Origin of the sequence: Pseudoalteromonas ardens (genome assembly GCF_030125445.1) — a bacterium.
GTDB lineage: Bacteria > Pseudomonadota > Gammaproteobacteria > Enterobacterales > Alteromonadaceae > Pseudoalteromonas > Pseudoalteromonas ardens.
Map to the genome: position 1 here is coordinate 237,255 of NZ_JASJUV010000003.1, position 24,361 is coordinate 261,615.

General features: G+C 48.8%; 22 protein-coding genes. 7 read left to right on the forward strand and 15 right to left on the reverse strand.

The genetic code is table 11. From position 1 onward, the window contains the following. The first annotated feature begins 71 nt into the window (after positions 1 to 71). Positions 72 to 863, forward strand: coding sequence for a substrate-binding periplasmic protein (locus QNM19_RS11765; RefSeq protein ID WP_049865611.1), 792 nt, complete (start codon positions 72 to 74; stop codon positions 861 to 863). A 1-nt stretch (position 864) separates the two neighbouring features. Here QNM19_RS11765 and QNM19_RS11770 read toward each other — a convergent pair whose 3' ends face one another. The 5 genes from QNM19_RS11770 to QNM19_RS11790 form a co-directional block, all read right to left on the reverse strand. Continuing rightward, positions 865 to 1,488: a hypothetical protein gene (locus tag QNM19_RS11770; RefSeq protein WP_049865610.1), complete on the reverse strand. Its 624-nt coding sequence runs from the start codon at positions 1,486 to 1,488 to the stop codon at positions 865 to 867. Positions 1,489 to 1,555: 67 nt separating this feature from the next. After that, positions 1,556 to 2,176 (reverse strand): hypothetical protein, encoded by a 621-nt coding sequence (locus tag QNM19_RS11775; protein ID WP_284026735.1) that lies wholly within the window; start codon positions 2,174 to 2,176, stop codon positions 1,556 to 1,558. Between the two features lie 460 nt (positions 2,177 to 2,636). Continuing rightward, positions 2,637 to 4,268, reverse strand: a complete 1,632-nt coding sequence (locus QNM19_RS11780) for a methyl-accepting chemotaxis protein (protein ID WP_021032737.1) — start codon at positions 4,266 to 4,268, stop codon at positions 2,637 to 2,639. A 126-nt stretch (positions 4,269 to 4,394) separates the two neighbouring features. Next, the gene (locus QNM19_RS11785; protein WP_049865349.1) at positions 4,395 to 5,105 is read right to left on the reverse strand and encodes a pseudouridine synthase; all 711 of its coding nucleotides are present in this window, start codon (positions 5,103 to 5,105) and stop codon (positions 4,395 to 4,397) included. An 82-nt stretch (positions 5,106 to 5,187) separates the two neighbouring features. Continuing rightward, positions 5,188 to 5,520, reverse strand: coding sequence for a 5-carboxymethyl-2-hydroxymuconate Delta-isomerase (locus QNM19_RS11790; protein WP_049865348.1), 333 nt, complete (start codon positions 5,518 to 5,520; stop codon positions 5,188 to 5,190). Between the two features lie 125 nt (positions 5,521 to 5,645). Between QNM19_RS11790 and QNM19_RS11795 the strand changes: the two genes are divergently transcribed. The 5 genes from QNM19_RS11795 to QNM19_RS11815 all read left to right on the forward strand — a co-directional run bounded on the left by QNM19_RS11795 (position 5,646) and on the right by QNM19_RS11815 (position 10,159). Next, positions 5,646 to 6,443: a hypothetical protein gene (locus QNM19_RS11795; RefSeq protein WP_049865347.1), complete on the forward strand. Its 798-nt coding sequence runs from the start codon at positions 5,646 to 5,648 to the stop codon at positions 6,441 to 6,443. Further along, positions 6,424 to 7,047, forward strand: a complete 624-nt coding sequence (locus tag QNM19_RS11800) for a LysE family transporter (protein WP_049865346.1) — start codon at positions 6,424 to 6,426, stop codon at positions 7,045 to 7,047. The genes QNM19_RS11795 and QNM19_RS11800 overlap by 20 nt, the downstream gene beginning before the upstream one ends. A gap of 17 nt (positions 7,048 to 7,064) precedes the next feature. After that, entirely contained in the window at positions 7,065 to 7,565 is a 501-nt protein-coding gene (locus QNM19_RS11805) for a gamma-glutamylcyclotransferase family protein (RefSeq protein WP_049865345.1), read from the forward strand. 15 nt (positions 7,566 to 7,580) lie between these two features. Further along, the gene (locus QNM19_RS11810; protein WP_049865344.1) at positions 7,581 to 9,158 is read left to right on the forward strand and encodes a serine hydrolase; all 1,578 of its coding nucleotides are present in this window, start codon (positions 7,581 to 7,583) and stop codon (positions 9,156 to 9,158) included. Positions 9,159 to 9,241: 83 nt separating this feature from the next. Continuing rightward, positions 9,242 to 10,159, forward strand: coding sequence for a histone deacetylase family protein (locus tag QNM19_RS11815; RefSeq protein WP_049865343.1), 918 nt, complete (start codon positions 9,242 to 9,244; stop codon positions 10,157 to 10,159). Between the two features lie 10 nt (positions 10,160 to 10,169). Here QNM19_RS11815 and QNM19_RS11820 read toward each other — a convergent pair whose 3' ends face one another. Continuing rightward, positions 10,170 to 10,463, reverse strand: coding sequence for a DUF4144 family protein (locus QNM19_RS11820; protein ID WP_049865342.1), 294 nt, complete (start codon positions 10,461 to 10,463; stop codon positions 10,170 to 10,172). A 76-nt stretch (positions 10,464 to 10,539) separates the two neighbouring features. Here QNM19_RS11820 and QNM19_RS11825 point away from each other — a divergent pair, with 76 nt between their 5' ends. After that, complete coding sequence (locus tag QNM19_RS11825) at positions 10,540 to 13,092, forward strand: EAL domain-containing protein (protein WP_049865341.1); 2,553 nt, start codon at positions 10,540 to 10,542, stop codon at positions 13,090 to 13,092. 15 nt (positions 13,093 to 13,107) lie between these two features. On the opposite strand, the gene QNM19_RS11830 is transcribed toward QNM19_RS11825, so the two are convergent. The 9 genes from QNM19_RS11830 to dnaG form a co-directional block, all read right to left on the reverse strand. Beyond that, entirely contained in the window at positions 13,108 to 13,935 is an 828-nt protein-coding gene (locus QNM19_RS11830) for a DUF2797 domain-containing protein (RefSeq protein ID WP_049865340.1), read from the reverse strand. Between the two features lie 116 nt (positions 13,936 to 14,051). After that, entirely contained in the window at positions 14,052 to 15,335 is a 1,284-nt protein-coding gene (gene purD / locus QNM19_RS11835) for a phosphoribosylamine--glycine ligase (RefSeq protein WP_049865339.1), read from the reverse strand. 15 nt (positions 15,336 to 15,350) lie between these two features. After that, the gene (locus QNM19_RS11840; protein ID WP_049865338.1) at positions 15,351 to 16,175 is read right to left on the reverse strand and encodes a class I SAM-dependent methyltransferase; all 825 of its coding nucleotides are present in this window, start codon (positions 16,173 to 16,175) and stop codon (positions 15,351 to 15,353) included. A 103-nt stretch (positions 16,176 to 16,278) separates the two neighbouring features. After that, positions 16,279 to 17,865, reverse strand: a complete 1,587-nt coding sequence (purH, locus tag QNM19_RS11845; RefSeq protein ID WP_194866591.1) for a bifunctional phosphoribosylaminoimidazolecarboxamide formyltransferase/IMP cyclohydrolase — start codon at positions 17,863 to 17,865, stop codon at positions 16,279 to 16,281. 240 nt (positions 17,866 to 18,105) lie between these two features. Then, complete coding sequence (gene fis, locus QNM19_RS11850; protein ID WP_010374122.1) at positions 18,106 to 18,396, reverse strand: DNA-binding transcriptional regulator Fis; 291 nt, start codon at positions 18,394 to 18,396, stop codon at positions 18,106 to 18,108. A 15-nt stretch (positions 18,397 to 18,411) separates the two neighbouring features. Continuing rightward, the gene (gene dusB / locus QNM19_RS11855) at positions 18,412 to 19,383 is read right to left on the reverse strand and encodes a tRNA dihydrouridine synthase DusB (protein ID WP_082225525.1); all 972 of its coding nucleotides are present in this window, start codon (positions 19,381 to 19,383) and stop codon (positions 18,412 to 18,414) included. Positions 19,384 to 19,625: 242 nt separating this feature from the next. Then, positions 19,626 to 20,498 (reverse strand): 50S ribosomal protein L11 methyltransferase, encoded by an 873-nt coding sequence (gene prmA, locus QNM19_RS11860; protein WP_049865548.1) that lies wholly within the window; start codon positions 20,496 to 20,498, stop codon positions 19,626 to 19,628. A 90-nt stretch (positions 20,499 to 20,588) separates the two neighbouring features. Continuing rightward, positions 20,589 to 22,433, reverse strand: a complete 1,845-nt coding sequence (gene rpoD / locus QNM19_RS11865; protein ID WP_058797168.1) for an RNA polymerase sigma factor RpoD — start codon at positions 22,431 to 22,433, stop codon at positions 20,589 to 20,591. A 103-nt stretch (positions 22,434 to 22,536) separates the two neighbouring features. After that, positions 22,537 to 24,294, reverse strand: a complete 1,758-nt coding sequence (gene dnaG / locus QNM19_RS11870; protein ID WP_284026736.1) for a DNA primase — start codon at positions 24,292 to 24,294, stop codon at positions 22,537 to 22,539. Positions 24,295 to 24,361 lie beyond the last annotated feature (67 nt).

Genomic DNA, 24,361 nt, shown 5'->3' on the forward strand with positions numbered 1-24,361 from the left:
TGGAGGTCAGGGTGATATGTCCTTTGATTGCACAATACAGGACTGACAATTCAATATGAGCTAGGTGGTGTATGGTAAAACGGGTTATTTATCTGATGCTGATACTGCTTGGCGTGGCGGCTGAAGCTAAGTCTACCATTTATGTTGCAAAGGAAATGCGGCCCCTCTATGACCGGGATTTGTTTCTTTATGAATTGCTCGACTTATCACTAAAAGCGGCAGAATACCCGGTTGATATCCAACATGTTAAAGTCCACCCTCATCAACAAAGAACTTTATTGGCTCTGAGCAAAGGTGAGGTTGACCTGCACTGGAGCATGTCGAGTCCGGCGCGAGAAAAACTCGCCATCGCAGTTAAGTTTCCACTATTTGATGGTCTGATAGGCAAGCGTGCGCTGCTGGTACATCGTGCACAACTGACACGCTTTGAGGCTGTTCAGAGTAAAGCGGGACTCGCTAAACTGGTTGCTGTGCAGGGACATGACTGGCCGGATACTAAGATACTGGCTGCTAATGGATTAAAGGTCAGGCCAATTGTGAATTACCAGGCGATGTTTGATTTGGTGAACAATCAAAAAGCAGACTATTTTCCTCGTTCGGTGGTGGAGGTAGACTCTGAACTGGCAGCACAATCAGCCACTGAGCTGGTCAAACTGCCCGGTGTATACTTGTCTTACCCGGCACATTTCTACTTTTTTGTGAACAAGCAAAAACCTGAACTGGCAGCAAAGCTGGCGCTGGGCTTGAAACGCCTGAAAGACAGCGGTCAGTATGAGCAGTTACTAGCGCGCTATTTCGATCTTTCCTTCTTAACGACGGCACAGCCTATTTATCTGGATAATCCATTCTTTCATACTGACTGAGTTATGTTTCTCTATCATATAGGATGAGGCGTCGTTTTTGATAGATGAGCATGGTGAGGACCAAGAGAATGCCACACACCGAAGAATAAAACAGATAGCCCGTTATCTCAAATGCATAGAAGAAGAAGGTGATGTCATATCCTCTGCCATTACGCAGATAGTTTTCGAATAAGGCTAAAAAGCTAAAAATGGCGGTGAGCAAACATAGCCACGGCAGCAGCGTATCAGCAAATGTGTAATAGATGTTTCTGTTTGGAAAGAGGCGCTTACTTATCTCCATTCGGTAGATCAACAACACCAGCAAAATCAGCTCTTTGATAAAGTGCAGGCCAAAAATGAGACTGTTTTGGAACAGACGATTTTGCGTTTCTGACGTCAGGCTGATCAGGCCGGTGGTGAATAGCAGGTTTTCATAAACAATAGGAAACAGGGCCAGCCCTGTTAAACCGCACAGGTTCACCTCTCTCAGTCGGACGCCGATAATAAATAGGCCAATGAGTAAGAGTGAGTATGCTGAAAAGACGTAGAAAGTTGCGTCACGAAGAATGACCAAGAGCAGACTGAGTGCGACTGTGGCCATCAGCAAGGGTTTATTGATAGAGCGAAAATGGACCGCGAAGACCATGCATCAAATCCCTGGATGTGATTAAGACAAACCTGTCGCTGGACTATACAGGTTTGCCTTTCGAATGTTAACTCCGTTTTTTAATGGTCGGTACTTTCAGCTCGTAGGCTTCTTTGTAGGAGATCACCGTCAGCGCAACCAACATGGCACAGATGGTAGAAAAGATCAGGTAGCCTGTAATTTCAAAGGCGTAAAAGAAGAAGGTAATATCGTACCCCTTACCATTACGGAAGTAGTTTTCTATCAGTGCAAAGAAGCTCATGGCTGCACCTATGAGATAGAGCCACGGCATGATGCTGTCAGCAAAGGTGGCGCGGATCTGGTGTTTTGGGAATAGCCATTTGGTGATTTCTACGCGATAGGTGAGAAGCACCAAAATAAGGAGCTCTCTGGCCATTGAAAGGCCGAATATAATGCTGTTTTGTAGCAGGCGATTTTCTTCGTCTGAATAAAGGCTGATCAGGCCAGTGGAAAACAGCAGGTTTTCGATCAGTATGGATGACAAGTTCATCATTGCGAGGACGCAAATATTGATGTCTTTGATCCGCAGTCCGATCAGGAAAACCAAAGAAATGATTGCAATACAAGAGAGGATGAACACATAGGTTGCATCCTGCATAATAAAAATGACTACTACCATCACAACGTATGGTAGTAGTAGGTCTTTAATCGATAAATCCTTTGTCATGTCGAAGTACGTTTTGTCTCTAGTTTTTGGGAAGTTTGTTGGCCTTTAGGTCTAACAGGGTGTAACACACTGGAACCGGCAGCGACTTTTTGGCAATCAGTAAATGAAAGAGATTTCATATTGATGTTCCTTATGTCATTGTTGTTTGCCTAACCAAAACGACTACAATAACTGGCTAGTCTGCTTCTAGAGTATAGGCACTGCATCCGCCTCTGCTCATTCATCTTAAAACTACGCTAATGTCACGCAAACGTAATTTAGATGAACTGGGTGTGCTTAAGACCTATCATATATGATTTATTTCATACTGCACAACACAAGGTCTATTAAGCTCTGGTTAATAAATTTACCACCTAGTCCGAAAAAGTGAAATGAAATTTTTCATATAACTTTAATTAAATGTTAATTATATTGTTCGTTTCACTTTTTCTTCTTGAAAATCTGAATATTAACTATGTAGCTAAACTTTAAATTTCGCCATTTCTTTTTCCAGTTGATGCGTGAGTGCCGTGATGCTGTCGGTCGCCTGATGCGCATGATGGGAGACCTGCGCCGTCTGGCTGGCAGTATCAGATATGGTGACTACGCGGTGAGCGGTGTCTTCTCCGGCTGCGAGCTGTTCTTTTGCCGCTTGCGCAATCTGGTCACTCATTTGCGATATTGCGCTGAGCGATTCAGCCACGCGTTTCAGCGCTTCACTGGCTTCGTTTGACATTGTCACGGTTTTTTCACTGGTAGCGATACTGAGCGTCACTGAAGCCTTGGCTTCCTGAGTTGCAGATTGCAGGTTACCAATCATGGTATGAATTTCTTCTGTGCTGCTTTGGGTGCGTTGTGCCAGCTGCCTGACTTCGTCGGCAACAACGGCAAACCCGCGCCCTTGTTCACCGGCACGCGCCGCTTCAATCGCGGCATTCAATGCCAGCAGGTTGGTTTGCTCGGCAATGCTCTGGATGACACTCAGTACATTGGCAATGTTCTTCACTTCTTCATCGAGCACCTGAATATTATTGCCTGCGCTGTCGATTTGCTGCTCCAGCAGAACAATGGCTTCAGAGGCTTTGGTGGTGAGCTTATCGGCACTTTGTCCCTGGCCTTCTGCTTGTTGCACTGAGTCAGCCGCTTGTTCTGCATGCTCAACCACAGTTTGTGCAGAAGCGGTGAGTTCGGTGATAGCCGAGGCCACCATTTGGGTTTCTTCGCTCAGGCTGCGAGTGAGTGACTCCAGCTCATTTGAGCGTGCTTCACCATTGTGGCTTTGTTCATTGAGTGAATCACTGACCGATTTTAGCCCCCCAACCACACCTTTTAGTCCTTCTTGCATATATTCCATACCAGCCAGAATGCTGTCCGGTTTGGCGTTATCATTGTGGATCTGTGAGGTCAGGTTACCGCGCGATACTTCCTGAACGATGTCGAGTACGTCATCCAGCTCTGCACCCAATTTGTTGGACAGAGACAAGCCAAAACGGGTTAACGCAAAGGTCAGTGCGACAGCGATAAGTAATGACAAAGACGCGAGCCAGCTTGCAGTATCCCAATAGCGCTCATCGACTTCCTGATAACTGATTCCGGTACCTACATACCAGCCGAACAGTGGGGTTTTTTGCACGACTGAGGTCATGGCCGCGACGGTGCCATTACGCTGTGATGTCCAATTGTAGGTAATGATACGATTTGTTTGTGAGCCGACCAGGCGCTCCACCATGCGCCCGATACTGTTACCGTTGGCATCTTTAAAGTCGTTGAAGCTGGTATCGTGTAAATGTGGGTCGTGTGGCGCAGCGATGAAATTGAGTTCACTGTCTACCACGTACACGTATTCGGAGTCATGGTACTTATTTTCGCGTAAAATTTGCGATGCGAGTGTTTTGGCCTGTTCCTCTGTCAGGGCTCCGCTGCGCACAAACCCTTCAAACTGCTGCACTATGTTGGCTGTGCTTTTCATCAGTTGATTGATACGCGCAATATTATCTGTTTCGCTTGCATGTCTGAGGGATTGCAGCCCCACGATTGCCACCAGAATGAGTGCGACAAAGATAGAAGCTGCAAATAGGATGATTTTTGTTCTTAAAGTAAGTGATGAAAACACGTGATGCCCCTGTAGCAGAACCTGATTTAATGATTTAACACGAATTCCGTATTGTGGAAAGCTGAAAAAGGTCATTATAACAGTAATTTTAGATGATTTTTCCTCACTATAGGGGGTGACAGCGTTTTACCTTGCATTAATTATGTTAACTTCCGTATCGCTGAGTAAGCGGTACTCTCCGGCTGCGAGTTGAGCATCCAGCTCGATACCCGCAACATTCTCCCGGTGCAGCTCTACCACCTTGTTACCGACTGCAGCCAACATACGTTTTACCTGATGATACTTTCCTTCGCAGATAGATAAGCGTAGCGCATACTTATCCAGCTGCTCCGCTATGGCGGGCTGAGTGAGATTTTTTTCGTTATGCAGCGCAACACCCTGACGTAGTTGCTCGAGTGCCTCTTCGGTGAGTGCTTCTTGTGTTTCAACCAGGTAAGTTTTGTACTTTTGTTTCTTTGGTGAGGTGATTTGATGAGACCAGTCGCCATCATTGGTAATTAAAACGAGCCCTGTGGTATCCAGGTCCAGTCGTCCTGCAACATGAAAATCTTTTAAGTTGGGCTCGTCTAATAGCTCAAAAACGGTTGGATGCAGGTCGTCCTGATTGGCGCATACATAACCGGTGGGTTTGTTCAGCATATAGTAACGCTTACCCAGATAAACCAGCGGCGTCTGGTCCCACTCGACCAGATCATCCTGCCCAACTGAATAATCCGCTTTGCTGATCGTGACGCCATTGACAACGGCCAGGCCTTTTTTGATCCCGATTTTGACTTTACTGCGAGGCAGCTCCTGAACGTGGCTGACAAACTTATCTAAACGGCAGGGGAATTTCATAATGATTGCTCTGTAAATTGAATACGACCCGCAGGTCAATGCAGGTGAGCTGAGGTCAGCTCTGAATAAGGGCTATTATACGTCAGTTCTTACGGTAGATCTCCGGGTCTAAGTCATAGGGGTGAACACTGAGGTGGAGTTGCTCACCATCGACGAGTGCATGCAGCGCTTGGAGTAGTGTTTCACTCAGTAATTGCTTTTGTGCAACCGTTCTGCCGGCAATAATGTGGGCTTGCACGTGTATAAAACCTTGATGGTCGCTACCCAGTTGATAGTCGTTATAGGTAATTGCTCGGGTTTTAATCGATGCAGGATCAAATAGCTGAGTACGTTCAGCGCCCTGGTGGACGGCCTGAACCAGCTCGCAAACGGAAATATTCAGATGGGCAGAGTGTTCAATGATCAGATGAGGCATGGTATCACAGGGTATTTGTCGCTAATATGGCAATATGATATGAATCTTTTCTTGCAATGCCAAGTGATTAGTGGGCAGTGACATAGCCCGGAACTGGTAAACTTTGATACAGAAGACAGGATATTATGCTGGCGATATTTAAATCTAAACCGCTACTGGAAGACGCTCAGGCTCAGCAGTTAATTCATTTGTTTGGCTGGGCGGTTGAACATTTTGACGTCGACTTTTTTCTCCGTCACACCCGGATTGTTGAGCCAACCGCGCAGGACTTCCCGGATCAGGTCAACAGCGTCGAGCAAATGGCACAGACAGTATTTGGCCGGGTGCGTGATTATGCCGGGTTGCAGCACTGGCCAATTGCTTTACTGCCACCTCAGCAAATGCCGATGCAGCAGACCTTCCCCAACTTTTCGCTCAGTGGTGGATTGCGTGGAGCGCAGGTGTCAGTGTCGGAGCAACCAGCTTTACCGATCGCGCTGTCCTATAACCCCAATCAAATCAATCAGCCCCAGGATATGGTCGCAAGTTTAGCAGGCTCCCTGGCGATGATTTTGATTCACCAGGTGGGCAAGTTACCACCTGGCGGTCAGGAACACTTACCTGTTGCCGCCGATGTGCTGGCTGTGTACATGGGATTTGGTGTGATGTTGAGTAACAGTGCGTACCATTTCAGAGGGGGGTGTGGGTCTTGTTATAATGCGTATGCCAACCGGCAGGCTGCCCTCAGTGAGGCAGAAACGATTTTTGTCCATGCCCTGGTGTGCCACTTTAAGCCACAATATAATGGTGCAAAACACCTTAAACCCCATCTTAAAGGCCTGTATAAAAAGGCCTGTAAACAGCTTCAGGGTATTTTAAAAACGTCTCCGGATCCCGTTTTACTGGCACTGGAGGATCGCAGTCGTGTCGCCTTATCTGGATGAGTTCGTTTTAATTGCACTGGCACATTTTTTTGCGGTCGCCAGTCCCGGACCTGACTTTGCCGTTGTATTGAAACAAAGCATCAGTTTTGGCCGACGTAATGCCCTGATGACTAGCGCAGGAGTGGGTTTAGGGATATTGGTGCATGTCACGTACTGCCTGCTTGGGGTGGCATTGTTGTTATCCCAGTCACCGGCGTTATTTAATGCGTTTAAATACCTGGCTGGGGCGTACCTGGCGTATATGGGAATTCAGGCGTTACGCGCCAGTGCGAAGCCAGCCTCACGGCAAGACAGTACAGCTACGGCAGGACAGGAAAGTGCAATGCAGGCACTGCGACGTGGTTTTTTGGTCAACGCACTTAATCCAAAAGCGACCTTATTTTTCCTTTCCTTGTTTACCCTGGTGATTGATCCCGACACACCACAGTCCGTACAACTTTTCTACGGATTGTATATGGCTGTGGCGACCTGGTTATGGTTTTCTTCTCTCTCAATGGTACTGAGCAAAGCCTCTGTCCGTGGTTTTTTTCAACGCGCCGGGCATTGGTTTGATCGCGGAATTGGGGTGATTTTACTGCTGCTGGCGCTCAGAGTCATACTTTAATAATGCCGGGAGTCATAATGGCAGACAGAGATATATTAAATTTTGCTTTTGGATCAAATTTAACCCCAGCGCGCTTGCTGGCGCGTTTACCTGCAGCTCAATTGCTTGGCACCGCCTGCCTGCCAGGCTTCACCTTAGGGTTTCGTCATCTTGGCCAGGATGGCTCGGCCAAATGTTCCATTGAACCAGATGACAGCGCAGGGGCATGTGTGCACGGGGTGCTGTATGCCTTAACTGAGCAAGAAGTCGCGCAGTTAGACCGTATAGAAGGCGAAGGTTATCGGCGGCAAGATGTCGAGGTGGTCCGCGCCTGCGGTGCGCGAATTACAGCGCACTGTTACATCACACAACAATTTCACGACGACCTGCTGCCATTTTCCTGGTATCTGGAGCATGTGCTGCGGGGCGTGCAATACCATCAATTTCCCGCGTCCTATCAGCAGCTGCTCGCTAAGCAGCCATGTACCCTGGATTTGGATTATCACAGGGCCCGACGGGAGTTGTCCATTCATCAATAAGGAATAGCAATACACATGAAGTACCAAGTTAGCAAAGGCCTGATCGCCGCCATGATCTTGTCGGTGAGTCATTTTTCTGCGTTGGCTGAGCAACCTGCGCCAGGCGTGAATATAGCGGATGTGGAACAGGCTGTAGCTGAAGCGATGGAAAGGTTTCACATACCAGGCATTGCACTTGCTGTGGTAGAACGCGGTGAGGTTGTATTGAGCAAGGGGTATGGGGTACGCCATATCGCTCATCAGGATAAGGTGGATGCCGATACCTTGTTTGGAATTGCTTCGAATAGTAAGGCATTTACGGCTGCCGCACTGGCGATACTCGTAGATGAAGGCAAGTTGAACTGGCGAGACAAGGTTATCAAGCATATTCCGGAGTTTCGCTTGTCAGACCCTTATGTAACGCGAGAAATGACGATAGCTGATTTACTCAGCCATCGTAGTGGCCTGGGTAAAGGCGCCGGAGATTTAATGATTTGGCCTGATACGGATAAAACCATGGCCGATTTGCTCGAGGGCATAGCACATTTACCAATAAAGAGCAGCTTTCGCAGTACCTATGCTTATAACAACCTGATGTTTGTGGTGGCGGGCGAAGTTGTCCACCGGGTCAGTGGACAGAGTTGGCAAGATTTTGTTGAGCAGCGACTGTTCAAACCAATGGGGATGCATACGTCAAAAGCTGGATACTCACGCATTCCCCAAGAGAATAATAACAGGGCGACCGGAAGTATCTACTGGGATGGCCAACTCACGCCTTTTTTTGTTGACTACTTAGAAGATTTTCGTGGCGCGGGTGCCATTGCTTCCAGTGCCAACGATATGAGCCAGTGGCTCAAGACTCAGTTGGCCGCAGGTAAAATGCCAAATGGTGACGTACTGTTTCGAGCAGTACAGCAAGTTTATATGTGGCAGCCATTTATTATGCGCTGGCCAAACGAGGCGGGTAAGGCATATCAGCAGCAGTTTAGAGGGTATGGACTTGGCTGGGGAATAGAAGACTATTTTGGCCATAAAAAAGTGGGCCACGCAGGAGGGATCCCGGGCATGGTCTCACAGGTGGCTATGATACCGGGTAAACAACTGGGTGTGGTGATACTGTCTAATCAACAGGCCTATCCGGCCCTGACGGCCATTATTAATGAGGTCTTTGAAGATGCGCTGGGTTTGCCTGACACGGATTGGGTTAAAGATGCGGCTGAACAGTATACTCAGGAACGTGAAGAGGCTTATCGTGCCGCTGGTGTAGTGAAGCTAGACAAACGGCAACCACCACTGGCTAATCAGGTGTACACAGGAACGCTGGTTAGCCCCTGGTATGGCGAAGTGGTGGTGGAAGAGCTCAATGGTGAGCTGTATATTGATTTTACCCATACCGCAATGCTCAAAGGGAAACTGCACCACCATACGGGCAACACCTTTGTCGTGAGATGGCAGCACCCTATGTTAGAAGCAGACGCTTACATTGATTTTACTCTGTCTCCGTCACAACAGGTTGAAGCTGCGAGTATGTCCTGGGTGAACCCGGATATTACCGATTTCAGTTTTGATTTTCATAACTTGCAGCTTAAAGCTAAGGCGCTTTCAACAGAGTAAGCAGGTTACACCAAAGTATCAGGGCCCGCGTTACACGGCTCTGATACACTCATATTATGACTCTACGAAGGACTGATTTTGCTATGCGTACTGCATTGATCACTCACCCGCTTTGTCGTAAACATAAAATGATTGCGGATCATCCTGAATGTCCGGAGCGACTGGACGCCATTTCAGATCGAATTCTGGCGTCCGGATTAGATGTGGCCATTGAATATAAAACGGCACCCAAGGCGACACTGGAAGACATTGCGCGCGTGCATGACCAGGCGCATATTAGTCGGGTGTGTGAGGCATTGCCCGAGTCGGGCCTGGCTGAGCTGGACGGTGACACCTGGTTATGCCCCGATTCAATGAAAGCGATTGAGCGGGCGGTCGGGGCTGGTTTATTGGCCGTAGATGAAGTGCTTGCGGGCAAACTGGATGCGGCTTTTTGCGCGGTGCGTCCACCGGGACATCATGCTAATCAGCATAGTTCTTCGGGGTTTTGTGTATTCAATAACCTGGCTATTGCGGTGGCTTATGCCCAGCAACAAGGCGTGGAGCGAATCGCGGTGCTCGACATCGACGTACACCATGGCAACGGGACGCAGGATATCGTACGCGATGACCCCCGGGTACTGTTTTGTTCATTATTCCAATACCCTTTTTACCCTAATACAGCGATTGAAAACACGGATTCTATTTTGAATTCCCCGCTACCAGCTGGCAGTGATGGGCGAGATTTTCGTGCACTGGTGGAACAACAATGGCTACCCAGGCTAGTGGAATTCTCGCCTCAGCTGATTTTCATCAGTGCCGGGTTTGACGCGCACCTTGAGGACGATATGGGAGGGCTGAGCTTTGTGGAGCAAGATTATGTCTGGTTTACAGAGCAGGTGATTGCCTTCGCCAGGGCACACTCATGCCTGGGTATCATTTCCTATCTAGAAGGTGGCTATGATCTGTCATCGCTGGGGCGCAGCGTTGAGTGTCATGTCCGTGCGCTGGCCGAAGCCTGAGCTACCTCAATCAACGGATATCTTCTAATAACTCGAAGGCCTCTTTGACACTGCACTGGTTGAGTTTAGACACGCAGCATTGGCCTTCCTGCACTAAGGTTTGTTGCACTAATCGGGTGAGTTCATCGGCCGACAGGGCAGGCACCTGCTGCCCCGAACGGGTCAAATACTGGCCATCAGAATAGATACAGACCCCCTCGTCAGCGCCCGCATAATGGCACATTTCGGTCAATTCAGTCTCATTGCTGACGTAAGCGAGACTTTGGTCTAACCATAATAGGAACGGGTAAGACTTTATTGTCATTATTTGTTCTTGGTCAAGGTTGTTTAAATTGTCTTCATTATACTCGATTAGATTGGCTGAAAGCGAGGCTGTGCTTATGATGGGCGATACACGTCAACTGCAAATTAAAGATGTTTATTCTAATAACCTGCTGTGTTGTGACTACACAACGCGTTTATATGATGCGTTGAGTCTGATGCGTGAGCGGCGGGTCAGTTCGATATTTATTGAGCAGGACGGCAAAATCGTCGGGATTTGGACAGAGTCAGACTGTGTCAGTCTGGATTTCGAACACAATGGCCTGGCACAGACTGCGATAGGTAATATTATGAACTCACCGGTACATGATATTCTGATCAGTCAGACGCTGAGTGAAGCCACGATTAAGTTTCACCAGCTGGGAATACGTCATCTTCTGGTGAAAGACGCCCATAACCAACCTCAGGGCGTGGTGTCTCTGTCTGATATTGTGCGCAATCAGGGGTTGGATCACTACCTGCATTTTCGTCCCATAGAAGATCATTTCGAGTCACAGATCAGCACGCTGGATGCCCAAGCTTGTATTTCCGAGGCGATTCACGCGATGCGCCGGGACAAGACCACCGCAGTGCTGGTATATAATCAGGGATTGGCTGAGTATGGCATTATTACCCAACGGGATGTGGCCTATGTGATCCTGAACCAGGACTGGCGTATGCCCTGCTGGGAGTTGGCCAGCTATCCGATGGAATCCATGACCCCCAAAGACAGTCTGTTCGATGCTTACCGTCTGATGACTGCACGCTCAATTCGTCATCTGGTGATCCGCGAGCCCGGCTCACATGCTGTGATGGGCTTGCTGGCTTTGAAAAATGTCCTGACAGAAATAGAAACCGCTTACTGTAGCGAGCTGGAAAAGGTACTAGCTCAGCGAGATCTGGCGCTGCAAAAGTCAGAAAAAAACCTCTATTTGGCTAACCGCATCATCGATGCTTCGCTCGATGGCATAATGATCACCCGGGCCAATGGCGAAATCATCCAGATCAACCCTGCATTCAGTGCGTTGACGGGGTATCAGGATTATGAGGTGCTGGGCAAAAACCCCAGCCTACTGAGTTCGGGCGTTCATGGTCAGGATTATTATGAAAGGATGTGGTCGGAACTGTCACAGAAGGGCGTTTGGCAGGGGGAGATCTGCAATAAGCGAAAAAGTGGTGAAGTGTATGTTGAGTGGCTGACCATCATTGAGATCAATGAACCCTACAGTGATGATGTGCTCTATGCTGCCATTTTCAGTGACATCACCGAACGGAAAAATGCGGAAGAGAAAATTGCCCGGCTGGCGTATTTTGATGAACTCACAGGCTTGCCTAATCGCCGGCTATTTTACGACAGGTTGTCTATGGCGTTGGCCTCGGCGCAGCGAGATAAGCACAAGCTCAGCGTGATGTTCATCGATCTCGATCGTTTTAAGGAGGTCAATGACACCTTAGGTCACAGTGCCGGGGATAAACTGCTCAGCCAGGTTAGCGAGCGGATAAAAGCCATTCTGAAGCCCGGAGACACACTGGCACGTCTGGGGGGAGATGAGTTTGTGGTGCTGCTCACCGAAGTCGAGCATATGGAAGATGTGGTGGGCTTTGCCGATCAGGTGCTCAGTGAGCTCAGTGTGCCCTTCGCGTTGGGTGAGCTAAATGTGGCGGCGACAGCATCACTGGGTGCAGCAATCTACCCTGAGGATGGCCTGGACAGTGAGAGTCTGCTTAAGCATGCCGATGTGGCCATGTATCGCTCTAAAGAGTTAGGACGCAACTCTTTCCAGCTGTATAAAGCATCGATGAATGCGCGCTCGCTTGAACGCTTGTCTATGTTGAGCCGCTTTCAAAGTGCTCTCGAAGGCGGCGAGTTTGAACTCCATTATCAGCCATTACGTTGTCTGACGAGCGGTCGGATTATGAGTGTAGAGTGTTTGTTGCGCTGGCAAGACCCAAATTTGGGCACCATCTCGCCAGCCCAATTTATTCCGCTGGCGGAAGAATTAGGTCTGATTGTTAAGTTGGATCAATGGGTGATCAACGAAGCCTGTCGACAAATGGCTCTCTGGTTGAGTGAAGGGCTGGATATGCGTCGTATCGCGATCAATATCTCTGCCAGTCACCTCAGTCAGGGGGATCTGGTGATGACCATGGCCAAAGCGCTGGAACAGCATAATCTGGATGGTCATTATGTTGAGCTGGAGCTGACCGAGACCAGCTTTGTCAGCAATTTGCATGATGCCAAGGTCATGCTGAACAAATTAAAAAATCTGGGTGTTTCGATTGCGCTTGATGATTTTGGCACTGGATATTCGGCGCTGAGTTATCTGACCAAGCTGCCGATAGACATACTGAAAATCGATGCCAGTTTTATCGCCAAAATACCAGATGAATATGGCAACAGTGAGATTGTAACGGCGATTGTCGCGATGGCCAAAGCGCTGAATTTACATGTGGTGGCAGAAGGGGTGGAAAAATCCGTACAGCAGAAGTTTTTACAAAAGCTGGGGTGCCACACGATGCAGGGATATCACTATTGTCGGCCACTGCCTCAGTCAGACTGGCTGAACTTTTACCGCTCAGAGCGGGGGTTGAGTGAGCTCGCTCCCCCACAACGACGGGTAAGCGGCCGTTAACTGGCCGCGCATGAACTAGTCCAGACTCACCGAAACTTCGTATGAGGTGAACTTGCGGATATTGATCACACCCGTGTCAAAGATCAGGTACTGGCCTTTAATGCCTTGCAGTGTGCCACTGACAACGGGTTCTTTATCAAAGTTAAAAGAACTGATCTTGCTCGGGTAGTCGGTGACGGGGAAGTTCAGGTCCACCACATCTTCATCGAGCTGCTCAATTGCGGTAGCGCCAAACAGTTCAGCCAGCTCATCCAGTTTAGCCTGGATCTGTGGGATCAGCTCTGCCGCGGATGCTTTAAGGTCCAGTTCTGGGTTGATGCCTTTGAGCATATTGCGCCAGTTGGTTTTATCAGCAATAAATTCCGCGAGCGCTACCTCTACCAGGCCCGATTGCAACCGGGTCTGCACTTTGAAAATGGGAACTGCCTGCGTAGCGCCCTGATCTATCCAGCGTGTCGGGATCTGGGTATGACGGGTGATCCCAACTTTCAGGCCAGAGGTGTTTGCCAGGTATACATAGTGCGGGATCATACAGTGTGTTTCGCCCCACTCTGGTTCACGGCAAGTACCCTGATCATAGTGGCAGGTTTCGGGCTTCATGATACACATGTCGCAACTAGCCAGTTTTTTCATACACACAAAACAGTGGCCCTGAGAGTAACTCTTCTTGGTTTTCTTACCACAATTACAGCAGAAAATGTTGCCACTAAATGTGAGCGTCAGACGCTTGCCAATCAGCTCGTTCAATGGCAACAGATCGTCGCCCACAGGCAGCTGATAGTTTATGGTTGGTGCCGATGCACAATTCAATTGTGCCTGCATCTTACGTAGAGTACCTTGCATCTTTACGCCCCTAAAGATGGTTGAAATAGGCGATCCTAGCAAAGCGTGACACAGAGGTGAAGGAAAGAGGGAGAAATAAAAAACCGGGTCAGAGACCCGGCTTTGCGTTATGCGCTTTACTGCTCGCGTGCAATGGCGCGGTAGGCGATGTCGGTACGGTATTCAACACCGTCCCAGTTAATCTCCTGTACCAGCGCATACGCGCGCTTTTGTGCTTCTGTGACGGTGTGGCCCAGCGCAGTAGCACACAGGACACGACCACCAGCTGTCACGACGGCGTCACCATCTTGCTTAGTGCCCGCATGGAAGACTTTTTCACCTTCCGGATAGGTAACACGTAAACCAGAGATAGCATCTCCTTTCGGGTAGCTGGCTGGATAACCCTTGGCTGCCAGAACGACACCCACAGCGGCGCGAGGATCAAACTGAATTTCAGTCTGGTCCAGCTCTTGTCGGTTAGCCGCTTCAATCAGGGTAACCAGATCAGATTGCAGACGCAGCATGATAGGTTGCGTTTCCGGATCGCCAAAGCGACAGTTGTATTCGATCACTTTCGGCGTACCATCAGCCGCAATCATCAGACCTGCATACAAGAAGCCCGTGTAAGGATGGCCTTCTGCCGCCATGCCCTCAACGGTAGGTGTGATCACCTCATCCATGATGCGCTGGTGGATCTCTGCAGTTACAACCGGAGCAGGAGAGTATGCACCCATGCCGCCCGTGTTAGGACCTTCGTCGCCATTATAAGCGCGCTTGTGGTCCTGGCTGGTGGCGAATGGCAAAACGTTCTTACCATCAACCATCACGATGAATGAGGCTTCCTCACCTTCGAGGAACTCCTCGATCACAACGCGGCTACCAGCGTCGCCAAAGGCATTTCCCGCCAGCATATCGCGAATGGCGTCTTCAGCTTCAGCTTCAGTCATTGCCACGATCACGCCTTTACCGGCAGCCAGGCCATCTGCTTTTACAACGATTGGTGCGCCTTGTGCTTTCACATAAGCCAAAGCAGGCTCAATTTCTTCAAAGGTCTGATAAGCTGCCGTTGGGATCTGATGGCGAGCTAAAAAGTCCTTAGTGAATGATTTAGAGCCTTCTAATTGAGCAGCCCCCTGAGTTGGGCCAAAAATAGCCAGACCCGCTTCTCGGAAGCGGTCAACGACGCCGATCACCAGTGGGGCTTCGGGGCCAACAATTGTGAGCTCAACTTTGTTGTCCTGGGCAAAAGCCAACAGGGCATCGATGTCTTCAACACCAATGGCCACATTTTGCAGTTTCGGCTCAAGGGCCGTGCCTGCGTTGCCTGGGGCAACAAATACAGTTTTTACAGATGGGTTTTGTGCAGCCTTGAACGCCAGAGCGTGTTCACGGCCGCCGCTGCCAATGACAAGTATATTCATGGCAATTGATTCCTATTAAAGCTTTTTGAATTTCAGGGTCATTCGATCGCTTTCCCCGATGGCCTTGTATTGCTCGGCCTTTTCATCACCCAAAGCTAAACGTGGTGGTAAAGTCCACACACCTTTCGGGTGGTTGGCGCTGTCCAACGGGTTGGCGTTGATTTCACTGCTTGCAACTAATTCGAATCCAGCTTGTTTAGCCAGGTTGATGACATAGTTTTGCTTCATATAACCAGAACGTTTCTGGTCTTCATCATCACGGTGTTCAGGTAAACGGTGCGCAACAACGCCCAAAGTGCCACCTGGTTTCAGCGCTTTATTGAAAGCCTGAAAAGCGGCCAGCACACCTTCGTCACCCTGACGCATGTACCAGTTATGGACGCTACGGAAGATCAGTACCATGTCAGCGCTACCAGCAGGGGCAATATCAACGTGTGTGCCTGGTGCAAACTCGGTGATTTTAACTTCACTAAAGCGCGCATCTTCAGCGACTTTTTTCTTGAAGCCGTCCAGAGAACGTTTGAAGTAACCTTCACTGTTTTCCGGGAAGTGTGCTGCGTAGTATGTCCCCTGGCCCTTAACAACCGGTGCCAGAATTTCACTGTACCAGCCACCACCAGGGGCAATTTCAACAACGGTCATGTTTGGCTGAAGGCCAAAAAATGCCAGCGTTTGCTCCGGGTGACGATACTGATCGCGTGCACGGTTATCAGCCTTGCGTTCTGCGCTCGCTACTGCTGAGCTAAGCTCGCTGGACGCACCGCTTTCAGTGGTGCTGTTACAGCCACTCAGGGCGGTCAAAATACCTGCTGCGATGATAGATTTAATGGCAAATTTCATAGTCAGTTCCTTCACTGTCATTATTGTGATTGTCTTTTACTCACAATACTGGAAATTAGCGCAAACAAAAAGCGCGAAACGGTGAAGGTTTCGCGCTCATCGATTAGTGACGGAAATGACGCATGCCAGTGAAGACCATGGCCATGCCCGCTTCGTCGGCTGCGGCAATGACTTCTTCATCGCGCATCGAGCCGCCAGGCTGGATCACCGCAGTGATACCCGCTTCCGCTGCGGCATCGATACCGTCGCGGAACGGGAAGAAGGCATCAGAGGCCATAACAGACCCTTTGACTTCCAGGTTTTCATCGGCGGCTTTGATACCGGCGATCTTTGCTGAGTAAACACGGCTCATCTGGCCGGCACCCACACCTATGGTCATGCCATCGCGTGCATAAACGATTGCATTCGACTTAACGAATTTAGCCACTTTCCAGCAGAACATCAGATCTTTGAGCTCTTGCTCGGTGGGCTGGCGCTTAGACACGACTTTCAAATCGCTGGCCTGAACCATGCCCTGGTCGCGGTCCTGAATTAGGACACCACCATTGACACGCTTAATGTCAACGCCGGTTGTGGCCGTTTGCCATTCACCACATTCCAGCAAACGGACGTTCTTCTTCGCTGCCACAATTTGTGCCGCAGCGTCAGAGATTTTAGGGGCAATGATCACTTCAACGAACTGACGTGCAATGATGGCTTCAGCTGTGTCGGCATCCAGCTCACGGTTGAAAGCAATGATGCCGCCAAATGCTGACGTCGGATCGGTTTTGAAGGCACGGTCATAGGCGCTCAGGATGTCTTTATCCTCTGCCACACCACATGGGTTCGCATGCTTGACGATCACACAGGCAGGCTCTGAGAAGCTCTTCACACACTCAAGGGCCGCATCGGTATCCGCGATGTTGTTGTAAGACAGAGCTTTACCCTGAATTTGTTTTGCTGTCGCCACTGACGCTTCTTCAATGTCGTTTTCAACGTAGAAGGCAGCGTCCTGATGCGAGTTTTCACCATAGCGCATATCCTGCTTCTTGGTGAACTGCATATTGATGGTGCGCGGGAACTTAGTGTCTTCGGCAGCCTCTTCGGTATAGTCCGGGACCATTTTACCGAAGTAGTTCGCAATCATGCCGTCATACTGTGCCGTGTGCTCATAAGCTGCAATCGCCAGATCAAAGCGCGTCTTGTACTCAGTTGAGCCATTATTCGCTTTCATCTCGTTGATAACACGATCATAGTCAGCTGCATTCACAACAATGGTCACATCTTTGTGGTTCTTCGCAGCAGCGCGAACCATAGTTGGACCGCCGATGTCGATGTTTTCAATGGCATCTTCCAGTGAGCAGTCAGCTTTTGCAACGGTTTGTGCAAAGGGGTATAAGTTGACTACGACCATATCAATGGCTGAGATGTTGTTGTCTGCCATCACGCCTTCGTCCTGGCCGCGACGTGCAAGAATACCACCGTGGATTTTCGGGTGTAGGGTTTTGACCCGGCCGTCCATGATTTCCGGGTGACCAGTGTGGTCAGATACTTCAGTAACAGGAATGCCGTTCTCGGCGATGAGTTTACAGGTGCCGCCAGTTGACAGGAGTTCAACGCCTTGCTCGCTCAGAGCACGGGCAAATTCAACGATACCGGTTTTGTCTGACACGCTAAGCAGCGCGCGACGAATTGGACGATGTATATCCATGATGGTTCAGGTTTCCTCAATGATAAGTTAAGGGCTAGCTTAGAAGTGCTGTATTTTAGCCTAACTTGGCTCAGAAAACGATTGAAAATGCGTGAGTGAGATTGAGAAAAACGGGGTTGCTTTTGGCTGTTTGCCATTTATTGTAGGTGAATGTTCGGGTTACAACAATAATCGCTCAATAAAAGTGACGTAAACAAAAAAAGCACCCGAAGGTGCTTTTTGTGTTCGGCTGTGAACAGATTAGTTCATACCGTACTTTTTCAGTTTCTTACGTAGTGTACCACGGTTGATACCCAGTAAGATTGCAGCACGAGTCTGGTTACCACGTGTGTAAGTCATTACTTCTTCAAGTAGTGGTGCTTCAAGCTCAGAAAGAACCAACTCATAAACGTCTTGTACGTCCTGACCGTTAAGCTGTTTCAGGTAGTGGTGTACAGCTTTTTTCACTGCATCGCGAAGTGGTTGCGGTTTCTCTTGTGACTGAACATGAGCGTTAGTGATAAATGGAGAAGTCACATTTTGTTCGAACATCTTTATGTCTCTTTCTTAGTTAGCTGCTAGTGTTTCAAAATAGTGTTCTAATGTCTCGACTTGCGCATTGGCATCATCCAGAGCATTGAATACTCGCCTAAATTGACCTTCTTGGTCATGGGCCTGCAAATACCAGGACACATGTTTGCGTGCGATGCGTACACCCATTGGCATACCGTAGAACTGATGGAGGTTTGTCAAATGCTCCATCAAAATGCTGCGCACTTCGGATAATTCCGGAGCGGCTAGCGTTTCTCCAGTACGCAAATAATGGTCAATCTCCCGGAATATCCAGGGACGACCTTGGGCTGCTCGACCAATCATGATGGCATCTGCGCCCGTATATTCCAGAACCTGCTTGGCCTTTTGCGGAGAGTCAATGTCTCCATTAGCCACTACAGGAATGCCAACCGCTGCCTTGATCGCCTTGATCGTGGCGTATTCAGCATTGCCTTTATACATACATGCGCGGGTGCGCCCATGTACGGCCAAAGATGCAATGCCATTGCGTTCGGCAATGCGGGCAATCTCAATACCATTGCGATTTTCCGGGTCCCATCCAGTACGGATCTTTAGAGTGACAGGGACGTCGACTGCGTTGACCACGGCCTGAACTATCTCTTCCACAAGTTCCGGATATTGCAATAATGCTGAGCCTGCCAGCTTTTTATTCACTTTCTTAGCGGGGCAGCCCATATTGATATCTATGATCTGCGCGCCATTACTGACATTGAACTGCGCTGCTTGTGCCATCAATTCAGGATCTGCTCCGGCAATTTGCACGGAACGAATTCCCGACTCGCCGCTGTGATCCATGCGGTTCATTGATTTATCGGTTTTCCATACCTTCGGATTTGAAGACAACATTTCTGACACCGCCAGCCCGGCACCTAAGCGCCGACACAATTGTCTGAAAGGCCTGTCGGTGATCCCCGCCATTGGCGCGACCATTAAGTTGTTTTCAAGTTGGTAAGGACCAATACGCACTGCTGTTCAATCCGCCTCTTTTCAAGGGGCGCTAAGTTTACGGTTTTTTTTGCAAAAATCAAAGGCTATAAATTGAACATAAGTGCTTTTTTTTTGAGCTTGACGGGTTGACTTTTTATAACAAACTGACTGAAGGCCATAATTGTTTTAAAATTAACCGTTTTTCATTTCAAGTCGGTGGGAATGACGCTGTAAAAAATGCGTAAAGCCTGTTAACTAAGGGCTTTACGCGTGATAAGGCACTAACCTTTTTTTCCGCTTACTCGGGTCCATTCACCTTCCTGAGCAATGGCATCCAGCGCAAGGAAAGGGGCATAGACATCGGCAACAGATTGCGCCTGCTCTTCCAGGATCCCCGACATGGCAATTTCACCGCCCGGTTTAAGAAAACCCAGGATCACTTCGTGAAGCTCTCTGAGAGGCTGAGCTAGGATATTTGCAACCACGATATCTGCAGAAAACTCAGGCTGGTTTTCTGGCAGGTAGACTTCCAGCTGCTCGGCTACGCCATTACGGCTGGCATTGTCGCGACTGGCAACCAGTGCCTGAGGATCGATATCGATGCCGATCACGCGCTCAGCACCCAGTTTGATCGCCGCGATCCCCAGGATCCCGGAGCCACAGCCAAAGTCGACGACGGTTTTGCCGCTTAAGTCTTGCTGTTCCAGCCATTTCAGGCATAGCGCGGTGGTCGCATGGGTGCCTGTGCCAAAGGCCAGTCCAGGGTCAAGCAGGACATTCACGGCGTCCGGATCGGGTATATCGCGCCAGCTGGGACAGATCCATAAACGCTCACCGAATTTGATCGGGTGAAAGTTGTCCATCCACTCTCGTTCCCAGTCTTTGTCTTCCAGCTGTTCCAGTTTGTACTTTAGCGGCGCATCGCTGGCCGTCTTTAAATAGTCCACAACGGCTTGCATATCGTGATTTGCTTCAAACAAACCAATCACGATGGTTTGTGGCCACAGTAGCACTTCGCCGGGTTTTGGCTCGTATATTGGGTTGTTTTGTCCGTCGATATACGTGACAGATGGACAGCCGATTTCCATAAGCAAATCGCTGTAATGGTCGGCGCTGGTTTTGTCGGCATCAATGCGGATCTGGATCCAAGCCATAGTTGTTACCTATTTATAAATCGGGTCTTGAGACCTGTGAGTAAACTAAAAAGGCCGCAAATGCGGCCTTTAATGATAATGAATGGGCGCTTAGCCTTTGACATCCAGGAAGCTCTTCAGTAGATCAGAGCGTGATGGATGACGCAGCTTTCGAAGCGCCTTGGCTTCAATCTGACGGATACGTTCACGTGTTACGTCAAACTGTTTACCAACTTCTTCCAGTGTATGGTCGGTATTCATGTCGATACCAAAACGCATGCGCAGTACTTTTGCTTCTCGTGCCGTCAGGCCCGCAAGTACCTCATTAGTGGCGCCACGCAGGCTTTCCATTGTGGCTGAATCCACCGGCGACTCAATCGTGGTGTCTTCGATGAAATCACCCAGATGCGAATCTTCATCATCACCGATAGGGGTTTCCATGGAGATTGGCTCTTTGGCAATTTTCAGCACTTTGCGGATCTTGTCTTCTGGCATCATCATGCGCTCTGCCAGCTCTTCCGGGCTCGGCTCACGACCCATTTCCTGTAGCATTTGACGCGAAATACGATTCAACTTGTTGATCGTTTCAATCATATGCACTGGAATACGGATAGTACGTGCCTGGTCCGCAATAGAGCGGGTGATTGCCTGACGGATCCACCAGGTTGCATAAGTAGAGAACTTATAACCACGACGGTATTCAAACTTATCAACGGCTTTCATCAGACCAATGTTACCTTCCTGGATCAGATCCAAAAATTGCAGACCACGGTTGGTATATTTCTTGGCAATTGAGATAACCAGACGTAAGTTGGCTTCAACCATTTCTTTCTTCGCACGACGGGCTTTCGCCTCACCAATGCTCATACGACGGTTGATGTCTTTGATACGTTCAATGCTCAGGCCTGTGCTTTCTTCAATGGCCGTTAGCTTGTTCACACAGCGCTCGATCTCTGGCTTAACTTGTGCCAGCTTAGCTGAGTGTTTGTCGCCTGCGGCAATTTCTGCATCGACCCAGGCCATATCTGTTTCATTGTTTGCGAAGTGCTTAATGAAGGTTTTCTTCGGCAATTTCGCTATCTGGCAAGCTTGCTTCATGATGATACGTTCTTGTACTCGAACGCGATCCATCATATCACGCATGTTATTTACCATGCGGTCAAATTGCTTTGGTACCAGCTTGAACTTACGGAACAGCTCACCAATTTCAGCGATCGCAGCCTGTGAATCCGGGTGCGCACGGCCTTTTACTTCAAAACACTTACGTGCATTGTTGTACAGGGTTCTTAATTCTTCGAAGTGCTCGCGCGCAATTTCAGGATCCGGACCGGTATCAGCGTCTTCCGAATCGTCGTCATCTTCATCGCCATCATCATCTTCATCGTCGAGATCTTCTTCACTCAGCTCTGAACCGATGTGCGTTGCTGAAATAGGGGCTTCATCGTCTTCCAACGAATCAAAGAAACCAGAAACGATGTCGCTCAGGCGCATCTCCTCGGCTTCGTATTTGTCCCATTGCTCCAGCAGGTAAGTAATGGCTTCAGGATACTCGGCAACCGAGATCTGAACCTGGTTAATCCCTTCTTCAATGCGTTTCGCGATGAGAATTTCGCCTTCACGCGTCAGCAGTTCAACCGTGCCCATTTCACGCATGTACATGCGTACTGGATCTGTGGTTCTGCCGATTTCTTTTTCTACCGTTGCCAATGCGGCAGCCGCTGCTTCGGCTGCATCCTCGTCGGTCGTGGTTTCCTGCATCATCAGTTCATCGGCATCAGGTGCAGATTCTGCTACCTGGATACCCATATCATTGATCATGCTAATGATATCTTCTACTTGATCCGAATCTATGATGTCTTGTGGAAGGTGATCGTTAACTTCTGCAAAAGTTAAGTAACCTTGCTCTTTACCTTTCTGAATCAGAAGTTTGAGTTGTGACTGAGGAGATTGATCCATAGAGATTATTGCTTCCACTCTGATAAAGTTGTTACAACGGGCGTCAGCTAAAAACCACACTATTTTGGTTGACGCAGTGAATAGAACATTATAACAGCAAAAATTAATTTTGACCAGTTCTTCGAGCACCTAACGCTTGGGTTAGGAGCGCGCATTCCAGTCGTTCATCGCTGTTTAAACCTTCTGTTTTGTCTTTTATTAATAAGGTCTCAAGGCGCAAATTTAAACATTGATCTTCAATAAACTGAAAAGTGTTTTTAAATTCATCAATAAGCTTTTCTTCATCAATGTTATGTTGCCAGGTTGCCAGTTTATTGAGTGCTGAATATTCAGGCGTGTCCCTAAAAGCTTCAAGGATGTGTGCCGTCGTATAATCAGGTCGTGATAAACAAGTGGCCTGTAAAGTCAGGAACAAGCGCATACCGGGTAAAGGGAGTTCAGCCAGATCCGGTAAGTGTTCAACAACAGACGCCAGACCTGGATGCTGTAGCAACAGACCAATCGCCCTGCGCATTGGCGTGACTTTAAATTTACGTTCAATGGCATGCTGTTTTCGCGGTGTCGCCAGCTTGGCACTCAGTTGCTCGCGGGTACGACCGATCAGGCGCGCTAAAGTAGTCAGTAAAGACTCCTGATAATACTCACTGGGTACTTTTTCTATCATTGGCAGTGCTTCACTGAGTAACTTGGCTTTACCGGCATCGGTCGTTAAATCACATTGTTCTGACAGCCGGGCAAAGAGCACTTTGCCGTAGTCTTGTGCGTCAGACAGGCGCTGTTCAAAGGCTTCTTTACCTTCCTTTTGCACTAGGGAGTCGGGATCTTCACCATCAGGGAGAAACACAAAGCGCAGTGATTTGCCATCTTTTAAATTGGGCAGCGCATGCTCCAGTGCACGCCAGGCGGCATCTTTACCAGCCCTGTCACCATCATAGCAACAAATGACGTCATCTGTGTTACGAAATAAAGTCTGCATATGTTCCGCTGTGGTCGCTGTGCCCAATGCAGCTACGGCATAGTCGATGCCATATTCAGAGAGGGCGACGACGTCCATATAGCCTTCGACTATCAGTACCTGTGCGAGCTGACGATGTGCTTGTTTGGCTTCATAAAAGCCATATAACTCAAAGCTCTTATGAAAGATCCGTGTTTCCGGCGAGTTAAGGTATTTAGGGCCCTGATCTTGTCCCATAATACGTCCACCGAAGGCGATCACTCGGCCGCGCTTATCACGAATAGGGAACATCAACCGGTCGCGGAAAAAGTCGAACTGGCGGCCAGGGGATTTCTCTGTCGCGAGTTTCAATTCAACCAGTTGTTGGCGTTGTGCCGGGTTACGCGCCAGGGTGCGAATAAGCTGATCCCACTCGGGCGGTGCAAAGCCAATCTGAAATTTATCGATGGTTTGCTGTGACAGGCCACGCCCGGTGACGTAGGCTTTAACCTCCGCTGATTTCTGATGCTGATTAAGCTGCTGCTGGTAGTAACGCGCAGTTTGTTGCATCAGATCGTAATCGGACTTTTTCTCTTCAAAGCTTCTTTGTGGTCCGCCCAGGCCTTGCTCTCTGGGGATTTCCAGGCTGAACTGACCCGCTAATTCTTCAATGGCATCGACGAATTCGAGCTTGTCGTATTCCATTAAAAATGAAATAGCATTGCCGTTAGCACCACAGCCAAAACAATGATAAAACTGCTTATCACGAGAGACGGTGAAAGAGGGGGTTTTCTCGTTATGAAAAGGGCAACAGGCCTGATAATCTTTGCCGGCTTTTTTCAGACCAATACGGTTATCGATTAATTCAACGATGTCGGTTCTGGCCAACAGGTCGTCGATAAATTGTCTTGGGATTTTTCCTGCCATTTTTACCCTATCGCTTAGACGAAGAAACCGAGCGCTAGGCTCGGTTTACTTATAATCATACTTGATG